Source organism: Streptomyces sp. NPDC015127 (assembly GCF_043080095.1).
In the GTDB taxonomy this organism is placed as follows: domain Bacteria; phylum Actinomycetota; class Actinomycetes; order Streptomycetales; family Streptomycetaceae; genus Streptomyces.
The window spans coordinates 335,970-345,354 of sequence record NZ_JBIBVE010000011.1; the positions used below are offsets into that span (position 1 = coordinate 335,970).

Sequence of the window (9,385 nt, forward strand, 5' to 3'; positions counted from 1 at the left end):
ACCAATGCTGCTCATCCCCTGCCCGTGGTGCGGGCCCCGCGACGAGGCCGAGTTCCACTACGGCGGCCAGGCCCACGTGCCGTACCCGGAGGACCCGGCGCCCCTCTCCGACGAGGAGTGGGCCCGCTACCTCTTCTTCCGCGACAACCCGAAGGGCCCCTTCGCCGAGCGCTGGAGCCATGCTGCTGGCTGCCGCCGCTGGTTCAACGCGGTACGGGACACGGCGACGAACGAGGTTCTGGCGGTGTACCGGTCGGGCGATGAACGCCCGGCAACTCTTGAGCCGAGGCCGCTCTTGTCAGCCCGTCCGGCGTTTGAGGACGAAGCGGATGTCTGGGGGCTGCAGGCCCCCAGTGGGATCGAAGGGGCGAAGCCCCGCTGGGGGTCCCCCCTGCTCGAAGAGTTTGGGGGAGGGACGGGCAGGGGCGGCGGGGGCGCCGCATCCATCAGCGGCTCCGCCGCGGGTCACCCGTTCCGCCACCCCGCCCGCGGCCGAATCCACCGCGAGGAACCCCTCACCTTCACCTTCGACGGCACCGAATACCAGGGCTTCCGAGGCGACACCCTCGCCTCCGCCCTCCTCGCCAATGGCGTCGTCCAGGCCGGGACCAGCATCAAGCTCGGTCGGCCCCGAGGCATCTTCTCCGCCGGGGTCGAAGAGCCCAACGCGGTCATCCAGATCGAGGAGCCCTTCCCGGAGCCGATGCTCCCGGCCACGACCGTCGAGCTCTACGACGGCTTGGTCGCGAGCAGCCTCCCCGGCCAGGGCCGCCTCGCCATGGAGCCGGACCCCGCCCGCTACGACGCCGTATACGCCCACTGCGACCTGCTGGTCGTCGGCGCCGGCCCGGCCGGCCTCGCGGCAGCGGCGGCGGCGGCGAGAAGCGGCGCCCGCGTCATCCTCGCCGACGACCAGCCGGAACTCGGCGGCAGCCTCCTGGGCACGGCCGAGCACCTCGACTGGGTGCGGGAGGTGACGGAGCGGCTCGACGCCGCCCCCGAGGTCCGTGTCCTGCCCCGCACCACCGTCTTCGGCTACTACGACGACAACCACCTCCTGGCCGTCGAGCGCCGCACCAACCACCTCGGCGCCGCCGCCCCCGAGAACGTCTCCCGGGAGCGGGTATGGCGCATCCGCGCCCGCCGCGTCGTCCTTGCCACCGGCGCCCACGAGCGCTCGCTGGCCTTCGCGGACAACGACCGCCCCGGAGTGATGCTGGCCGCCTCGGCGCGTACGTACGTCAACCGCCACGGCGTCCTCCCGGGCCGCCACGCGGTGGTCTTCACCACCAACGACAGCGCGTACGCGGCGGCGCTGGACCTGGCCTCGGCGGGCCTCGCCATCGCGGCGATCGTCGACACCCGCACCGAACCGGGGGAGTGGGCCGAGCGCGCGAGGGCGGCCGGTATCGAGGTGCTGGCCGGGCACGCCGTCACCGGCACGGAGGGCGGGGCCCGCCTCACCGCCGTGTCCGTCGCGCCGTACGGAGAGTCGGCGGGACAGCGGGAGTTCGCCGCCGACCTGCTGCTGGTCTCCGGTGGCTGGAATCCGGTGGCGCACCTGTTCAGCCAGTCCGGCGGCAAGCTCCGTTACGACGAGACGCTGGGCTCCTTCGTACCCGACACCTGTCGCCAGGCGGTCGAGGTCGCGGGCAGCGCGAGCGGCGTCCTCGACCCGGCCACGGTCCTGGCACAGGGCGCGGCCGCTGGTGCCCGCGCCGTGGAGGCGGAGGGCTACACGCCCGAGACGCCCCGCCTCCCGGAGGTGCCCGCGCAGCCGCGGCAGACGCCGCCGATGCACGTGTACGTCGTCCCGGGTGACGCGGACGGCCTCCGTTTCGTCGACCTCCAGCGTGACGTCACCGTCGACGACCTGGCCCGCGCGACCGGCGCCGGTCTGCGCTCGGTGGAGCACACCAAGCGCTACACCACGGCCGGCACCGCCAACGACCAGGGCAAGACCTCCGGCGTCCTGGCCGGCGGCATCGTCGCAGAACTGCTCGGCGTGGACATCGCGGCGCTCGGTACGACCACGTTCCGCCCGCCGTACACGCCGGTCTCCTTCGCCGCCCTGGCGGGCCGCGACCGGGGCGCGCTGAGCGACCCGGTCCGCACGACCGCCCTCCACGAGTGGCATGTCGCGCACGGCGCCCTGTTCGAGAACGTCGGCCAGTGGAAGCGCCCCTGGTACTACCCGCAGGACGGCGAGGACATGGAAGCCGCCGTGCTGCGCGAGTGCCGGGCCACCCGCGAGAGCGTGGGCTTCATGGACGCCTCCACCCTCGGCAAGATCGACGTGCAGGGCCCGGACGCCGGCGTCTTCCTCGACCGGCTCTACACCAACATGATGAGCACCCTGAAGGTCGGCATGATCCGCTACGGCGTCATGTGCCGCCCGGACGGCATGGTCTTCGACGACGGCACGGTCATCCGTGTCGCCCAAGACCGCTTCCTGGTCACCACGACGACGGGCAACGCCGCCGCCGTACTCGACTGGATGGAGGAGTGGCTCCAGACCGAGTGGCCCGAGTTGAAGGTCCACTGCACCTCCGTGACCGAGCAGTGGGCCACGGTCGCCCTGGTCGGTCCGAAGTCCCGCGAGGTCCTCGCCTCGCTCGCGCCCAAACTCGCCGTGGGCAACGACGACTTCCCGTTCATGGCCTGGCGGGAGGCGACCGTCGCGGGCATCGAGGCCCGGGTCTGCCGGATCAGCTTCTCCGGCGAACTCGCCTTCGAGATCAACGTGTCGCCGTGGCAGGGCCTCGCCCTGTGGGAGGCCGTGTACGAGGCCGGCGCCCCGTACGGCATCACCCCGTACGGCACGGAGACCATGCACGTCCTGCGCGCCGAGAAGGGCTACCCGATCATCGGCCAGGACACCGACGGCACCGTCACTCCGCAGGACCTCGGCATGAGCTGGGTGGTGTCGAAGAAGAAGCCGGACTTCATCGGCAAGCGGTCCTACGCCCGTGCGGACACCGTCCGACCCGACCGCAAGCACCTGGTCGGCCTGCTCCCCGACGACCCGGGCACCTTCCTCCCGGAGGGCACCCACCTCGTGGCCGACGGTGTGCTGCCGGCCCCGCCCGTCCCCATGCTCGGACATGTCACCTCCAGCTATCGCAGCGCCGCCCTCGGCCGGACGTTCGCGCTCGCCCTGATCAAGGGCGGCCGGGACCGCATCGGCGAGCGGCTCTACGCCCCCGTCGGCGACCAACTGGTCCCGGTGACCGTCGCCGGCCCCGTCCTCTACGACCCCGAAGGAGCCCGCCGCGATGGCTGAGACCACCCTTTCCGCCCCGCTCCGCAGCCCGCTGTCGCAGGTCGCGGACCGCCTGGCCGCAGCGACACGTACGTCCGGGGGCGCGATCCGGCTGGCCGAACTCCCTTTCCTGGCCCAGCTCAACGTGCGCCTCGACGCCAAGGGAGCGGCGGCGGAAACCGTCGGGCTCGCACTGGACCTCCCGCTGCCGTTCCAGCCGAACACCGTCGTCCGCGCGGGAGAGCTGACCGCGCTGTGGCTCGGCCCGGACGAGTGGCTGCTGGTGGGACCGCCGGGGAGCGAGCGGGACCTGGAGAGCCGGATCCGGGAGGCCGCGGGCGACGAGTTCGTCTCCGTGATCGACGTCTCCGCGCAGCGCACCACGCTCCTGGTCACGGGCCCTCGCGCCCGTGACCTGCTGGCCCACGGCTGTCCGCTGGACCTGCACCCGCGGGCCTTCGGCGCCGGACGCTGCGCGCAGACGACGCTTGGCCGCACGCAGGTCGTCCTCGTCGCCCGGGACGAACCCAGGGCCGGGTTCTGGGTCCTGGTGCGCGCCACGTTCGCCGGCTATCTGGCGGACTGGTTGCTCGACGCGGCGACGGAATACGTCTGACGGAGTACGTCCGAACGACACGGACGGGTTCGCCCGTCCTCCCTGTGGGAGCTCCGTCGAGGGGCTCCCACAGGGCTTTGCGCAGTACCTCATCGTCGTACGTCCGAAGGCTGGACTCCTGGACGTCGTTGACGTGGGAGGTGAGTCGACCCTCCCCCCAGACTCCGTCCGGGGGGACCCCCATCTCGCTTCGCTCGGCGCGGCACGCCCACCGGTCGAGGAGGAACTGCGACGCGTCCTGCCCGTCGTCGGGGAACTCGCCACGGCGGGCGCGATCGTGAGCGTCGACACCATGCCGGCCGAGGTCGCCGCCCGCGCCGTCGAGGCGGGCGCGCGGCTGGTCAACGACGTCTCAGGGGGCCTCGCCGACCCGGCGATGCTGCCGCTGATGGCCCGGGCGGGCATGCCGTACGTGCTGATGCACTGGCGCGGGCACTCCGCCGGCATGCAGGCGAAGACCGTCTACGACGACGTCGTCACCGATGTGCTCGACGAGCTGCGGCCGAGGATCGACGCGGCGCTGGAGGAGGGGATACGGCCGGACTGCCTGATCGTCGACCCCGGGCTGGGCTTCGCCAAGACGCCCGACCACAACAGGGAGCTGCCGGCCGCCTCGGGGACGTCGTGGCCCTGGGACATCCCGTCCTCGTGGGCGCGTCACGCAAGTCGTTCCTGGGCAGCCTGCTGGCGGACCGGACGACGGGAGAACCCCGCCCGGCGCGACTGCGGGATGCCGCGACGACCGCTGTGTCCGTGCTCGCCGTAGCACAGGGTGTCCGGTGCCTGCGCGTGCACGACGTCGCCTCGACGGCCGACGCGGTACGTGTGACGGCACGCTGGGACATCGAGGCGGCGGCGTCGGCACGGTCGCCGCTGACCCGAATACGCTGAACGCCGCTGGGCCGAGCGCCCCTGAGGGGCCTCAGCCCAGAGAGCCCATCCGGTGGCTGATCTCCTGCGCGCCGCCGATCAGCGCGGGTGCCAGCTCGTGCATGCGTTCCTCGGTGAAGCGGTACGCGGGGCCGGAGGCGCTGAGCGCGGCGATGACCTCGCCGTCGCGGGAGCGGATCGGGGCCGCCATGGCGTGCAGACCGATCTCCAGCTCCTCCAGCGTCATCGCGTACCCGCGCTCCCGCGCCTCGGCGAGGTTCTTCTCCAGCTTTGTCCTGGCCGTCAGGGTGTGCGGCGTCAGCTTCCGCATCCCGGCCGCCGCGAGCACGTCGGCGCGCTCCTTCGCCGGCAGGTGGGCCAGCAGGATCTTGCCGCTCGACGTGGCGTGGACCGGGGTGAGCTGGCCGACCCAGTTGTGGGTGCCGACGGCGCCCGGGCCGCGTACCTGATACAGGTTGACGGCGTAGTGCTCCTGCAGGACGGCGATGTTGACGGTCTCGCCGATCTTCTCGCTGAGCCGCTCGCACACCGGGCGGCCCTGCTGGGTGACGTCGAGGCGGCCGGTGACCGCGCCGGCCAGGCGGACGATGCCGAAGCCCAGCCGGTACTTGCCCCGCTCGGCCGTCTGCTCGACCAGGCCGCGCGCCTCCAGGGCCCCGAGCAGACGGAACGCGGTCGACTTGTGGACGTCGATCTCGGCGGCCACCTCGCTGACGCCCGCCTCGCCGCGCTGGGCGAGGATCTCCAGGACGCTGACGGCGCGGTCGACTGACTGCACACCGTTCACCGCGGGACCCGCTGTTTCGCTATCTGCGGTGTAGTTGCTCATGGCGCAACTATACGCATGAGTTCCGTAGGTCTCCATGGGTCCCCGAGAGGCTCCACCGGGTCCCGCGGGGCAGTGGAGGACGGCGCGGGACGGCCGGTTCCGGCCGCCCGCATGGTCGCACGGCCCACCCCGTCAGCGGAAGACCACGGTGCAGTGTCCGTTCACCAGCACCCGACTCTGGCTGTGCCACTCGACGGCGCGGGCGAGTACCTGGGCCTCGACATCGCGGCCGATGGTGACCAGCTCGTCGGGGTCGCGCGAATGGTCCACGCGGACGACGTCCTGCTCGATGATCGGGCCCTCGTCGAGGTCGGGCGTGACGTAGTGCGCCGTGGCCCCGACGAGCTTCACACCGCGCTCGTGCGCCTGGACGTACGGCCGGGCGCCCTTGAAGCTCGGCAGGAACGAGTGGTGGATGTTGATGGCCTTGCCGTCGAGCTGCTTGCACAGGTCGTCGGAGAGGATCTGCATGTAGCGGGCCAGCACCACCAGGTCGACGTCCAGCTCGCGCACCAGCTCCAGCAGTCGCGCCTCGGCCTGGGCCTTGGTGTCCTTGGTCACCGGGACGTGGTGGAAGGGGATGCCGTAGCTCTGCGCCAGCGGCTCGAAGTCGCGGTGGTTGGAGACGATCGCCGGGATCTCGATGTTGAGCGCGCCCGTGGACTTGCGGAACAGCAGGTCGTTCAGGCAGTGGCCGAACTTCGACACCATGATCAGGGCGCGGGTGGGGGTCGAGGCGTCGTGGAGCTGCCAGGTGATCCGGTAGGTCTCGGCGACGGGGCCGAATCCGGTGCGCAGGTCCTCCAGGGAGATGCCGGGGTCCGAGACGTCGAAGTGGACCCGCATGAAGAAGCGGTCCTGCAGCCGGTCGTCGAACTGCTGGCTCTCCAGGATGTTGCCGGAGTGGCTCACGAGATAGGTGGTCACGGCGTGGACGAGGCCGGCCTGGTCGGGGCAGGAAAGGGTGAGGATGAACTCACGGCCGGGCTGCGGTCGAGGAGACATGCCTTCCTCCGTCGGTCGGTGGTGCGGATTGCGCAACACGGTGAGCTATGCGCAACATGATTGAATGGGGATGACCGCGTGGTCAAGGGGTGGCCCGGCGGAAGTGGCCCAGGCGCTCCGAGATCTTCTCGGCGGCAGCCCGCACCGCGGCGGAGACCTCCGGCAGCCGCTGCTCGGTCAGCCGGAAGGACGGCCCCGAGGCGCTGAGCGCCGCCATCACCTCTCCGTTGAAGGTGAAGACCGGTGCCGCCACCGCGTTCAGACCCTTCTCGAGCTCCTCGACGCTGTAGGCGCAGCCGTCCGCGCGGGCGCGCTTCAACTGGGCCCGGAGGGTCCCGGGATCGGTGACGGTGTGCGGTGTGTAGCTCTCCAGTGGCCCCGCGAGTCTGCTCGCGAGCTCGGGCTCGGGCAGATGGGCCAGGAGGATCTTGCCGCTGGAGGTGGCGTGCAGCGGCGTACGCCGGCCCAGCCAGTTGTGGGTGGTGATGGCCGAGGGGCCGAGCACCTGGTCGATGTTGATGGCGGCGTTGCGGTCGAGGACGGCCAGGTTGATGGTCTCCGCGACCTGGTCCGCCAACTGCTCGCACACCTGGCGGCTCTGCTGGGAGAGGTCCAGCCGGACCGTGGCGGCGCCGGCCAGACGGATCAGGCCGAGGCCGAGTCGGTACTTGCCCCAGTCCCCGGTCTGCTCGATGAGTCCGCGCACTTCCAGGGCCGTGGCCAGCCGGGATGCCGTGGACTTGTGCACGCCGAGTGCGGCGGCCATGTCCGTGACGCCCGCCTCCTCGTGGCGGCCGAGGAATTCGAGAATGCTCACGGCCCGGTCGACCGACTGCACAGGGGACTCCGGTTGGTGCGAGTGCTCCGGCTGGTGCACGGCGTCTGCCATCACGCGACCTCACGCATAACGGTCCCCCCGTGGACGTCTACTTGTAGATGACGAAGATCTTGCGCAGCGTCTCGTGGATCGTCCACGTGCCCTGCCAGCCGATGGGGAACACCGCGGTGGTGCCGGGGCCGACCTCGGTCGTCGTGCCGTCCTTCTCCTCGCAGGTCATGCGCCCGGAGAGCACGTGGATGATCTCCCCGCGATCGGCGAAGTCCCAGGCCGACTCCCCGGGTTCGCACTCCCAGGTGCCGCTGACGATCCGGTCGTCGTCCGAGGTGAAGATCCGCCGGCTGCGGGTCCGCATGGGGCCGCCGAGCGGAGTGGCCGTGGGCGGGGCCAGCTCCTTTTGGTCCTCCAGTTCGGCGGAGGACAGTGAACCGGCGTTCAAGCTGATCGTCATGGTGTCAAGTCCGATCTTCCCAGGGCTTCGCGTGTCCAGCGCAATGTTTCTCTATGTAGAACAAGCATCGCGATACGCAACATCATGGGGATGAGGTGAGGCATCGTCAAGGGCGCGGGGCGATGCCCGTGGAAAACTCACCTGGGCCTGCGCCGGCGGCCCGGTACGTCGGTGCGGCGGCCGCCTGTGTGGTCGGCTACGTGATGGCCGAGATTGCGGGCAACGGCTCCTGGCGGCGGATGCTCGCCTCGGGCGCCGTGCTGGGCGCCGTGATCCTGCTGATGCGCATCGCTACGCCGGAGTCGCCGCTGTGGCTGGTGAACAAGGGGCGTGCCGCCGAGGCCCAGATGGTGGTGCCGCTCGCGGTGCTGGGTGGCGGCAACGCACTTCCCATCGCGGTGGTCATCGTGTGCTTCTGTACCTACGCCCTCCTGCCGGGCGGTCCCGCGGTGCTGGAGTGGACGTATCCCAACGAGTTCTTCCCCCACCGGTATCCGGGCCACCGCGGGAGGGGTGGCGACCTCGATCAGCCGTATCGGCAGCCGCCGCCGGTACGTATCTGCTGCCGATCTCCCTGGATCGGCAGGGCATCGGTACGACCATGCTGATCGGCGCCGGCATCATCGGGGTGGGCTGGCTGGTGTCCTTCGCGTGGGCCGAGGAGGCCAGTGCTTCCGGCGTCGCGTCCGTGGCTGTCCGGCGTCCGTTTTCCGCCGGGATGACAACTTCGCTCAGCCAACCCCCTTGACAGTGAGTGTCCGCAGGGAGACAGTTTGGTCGGTCGTTGCTTATGGCGAATTTCATTGCGCAATACGCAACCTTTGTAAGTTGGCTCGGCCCCCGGGTCTCGCCCGGGCCGGGTGAAGTTCTCTCCCTCCCCTGTCGATCGCTCCGGGGAGCGATCGATGTCCTCCCCCCATCCAGAACGTCAGGCCGAAGATCCGAAGATCGCATTCGGCCGTCCCCTCGACGAGGAGATCGACCGTGACACACGAGGTACGCGCCGTCCTCGCCCTGAAGAAGGGCGCACCGGTCTCGGTGGAGACCATCCTGGTGCCGGACCCCGGCCCGGGTGAGGCGCTGGTGCAGGTGCAGGCCTGCGGTGTCTGCCACACCGACCTGCACTACCGGGAGGGCGGGATCAACGACGAGTTCCCCTTCCTGCTCGGCCATGAGGCCGCGGGCGTGGTCGAGGCAGTCGGCGAGGGCGTCACCGACGTGGCGCCCGGCGACTTCGTCGTCCTCAACTGGCGTGCCGTGTGCGGCACATGCCGGTCGTGCAGCAAGGGCAGGCCGTGGTACTGCTTCGCCACCCACAACGCCACCCAGCCGATGACGCTGGCCGACGGCACCCCGCTGTCCCCGGCCCTGGGCATCGGTGCCTTCGCCGAGAAGACGCTGGTCGCCGCCGGCCAGTGCACCAAGGTCGACCCGGCCGCCTCTCCCGCCGCGGCGGGACTGCTGGGCTGCGGTGTGATGGCCGGGTTCGGCGC

Annotated in this window: 8 protein-coding genes and 1 pseudogene; 5 read left to right on the top strand and 4 right to left on the bottom strand. The window is 70.9% G+C overall.

The window, feature by feature from the left end; genetic code table 11:
- Window positions 1-4: 4 nt before the first annotated feature.
- From ACF08N_RS23350 to folP, 3 genes and pseudogenes are all read left to right on the top strand, one after another.
- Window positions 5-3,283 carry a sarcosine oxidase subunit alpha family protein gene (locus ACF08N_RS23350; protein ID WP_392326592.1) on the top strand — a complete coding sequence of 1,093 codons (3,279 nt, stop codon included), beginning with the start codon at window positions 5-7 and terminating at the stop codon, window positions 3,281-3,283.
- On the top strand, window positions 3,276-3,878 hold the full coding sequence (locus tag ACF08N_RS23355; protein ID WP_392326593.1) for a sarcosine oxidase subunit gamma: 603 nt from the start codon (window positions 3,276-3,278) through the stop codon (window positions 3,876-3,878). Before ACF08N_RS23350 ends, ACF08N_RS23355 begins: the two co-directional genes overlap by 8 nt.
- Before the next feature lie 121 nt (window positions 3,879-3,999).
- A pseudogene (gene folP, locus ACF08N_RS23360) lies at window positions 4,000-4,769 on the top strand (dihydropteroate synthase); the annotation flags it as partial.
- A 31-nt stretch (window positions 4,770-4,800) separates the two neighbouring features.
- Here folP and ACF08N_RS23365 read toward each other — a convergent pair.
- From ACF08N_RS23365 to ACF08N_RS23380, 4 genes are all read right to left on the bottom strand, one after another.
- A complete protein-coding gene (locus ACF08N_RS23365; RefSeq protein WP_392326594.1) occupies window positions 4,801-5,598 on the bottom strand; it encodes an IclR family transcriptional regulator in 798 nt (265 codons plus the stop codon).
- 132 nt (window positions 5,599-5,730) lie between these two features.
- Window positions 5,731-6,603, bottom strand: coding sequence for a formyltetrahydrofolate deformylase (gene purU / locus ACF08N_RS23370; RefSeq protein WP_392326595.1), 873 nt, complete (start codon window positions 6,601-6,603; stop codon window positions 5,731-5,733).
- Window positions 6,604-6,685: 82 nt separating this feature from the next.
- Window positions 6,686-7,492 carry an IclR family transcriptional regulator gene (locus ACF08N_RS23375; protein WP_392326596.1) on the bottom strand — a complete coding sequence of 269 codons (807 nt, stop codon included), beginning with the start codon at window positions 7,490-7,492 and terminating at the stop codon, window positions 6,686-6,688.
- Window positions 7,493-7,529: 37 nt separating this feature from the next.
- Window positions 7,530-7,892: a cupin domain-containing protein gene (locus tag ACF08N_RS23380; RefSeq protein ID WP_392326597.1), complete on the bottom strand. Its 363-nt coding sequence runs from the start codon at window positions 7,890-7,892 to the stop codon at window positions 7,530-7,532.
- Window positions 7,893-8,020: 128 nt separating this feature from the next.
- Here ACF08N_RS23380 and ACF08N_RS23385 point away from each other — a divergent pair, with 128 nt between their 5' ends.
- Together ACF08N_RS23385 and ACF08N_RS23390 are read left to right on the top strand one after the other, a co-directional pair.
- Entirely contained in the window at window positions 8,021-8,500 is a 480-nt protein-coding gene (locus ACF08N_RS23385; protein WP_392326598.1) for an MFS transporter, read from the top strand.
- A 376-nt stretch (window positions 8,501-8,876) separates the two neighbouring features.
- Window positions 8,877-9,385: alcohol dehydrogenase catalytic domain-containing protein (locus tag ACF08N_RS23390; RefSeq protein ID WP_392326599.1), on the top strand; the 509-nt coding region annotated here is incomplete at its 3' end.

Excerpts from the sequence above, each read along its gene's own strand:
- ACF08N_RS23350 (WP_392326592.1), top strand. The coding sequence starts at position 5 with ATGCTGCTCATCCCCTGCCCGTGGTGCGGGCCCCGCGACGAGGCCGAG.
- ACF08N_RS23355 (WP_392326593.1), top strand. The coding sequence starts at position 3,276 with ATGGCTGAGACCACCCTTTCCGCCCCGCTCCGCAGCCCGCTGTCGCAG.
- ACF08N_RS23365 (WP_392326594.1), bottom strand. The coding sequence starts at position 5,598 with ATGAGCAACTACACCGCAGATAGCGAAACAGCGGGTCCCGCGGTGAAC.
- purU (WP_392326595.1), bottom strand. The coding sequence starts at position 6,603 with ATGTCTCCTCGACCGCAGCCCGGCCGTGAGTTCATCCTCACCCTTTCC.
- ACF08N_RS23375 (WP_392326596.1), bottom strand. The coding sequence starts at position 7,492 with ATGGCAGACGCCGTGCACCAGCCGGAGCACTCGCACCAACCGGAGTCC.
- ACF08N_RS23380 (WP_392326597.1), bottom strand. The coding sequence starts at position 7,892 with ATGACGATCAGCTTGAACGCCGGTTCACTGTCCTCCGCCGAACTGGAG.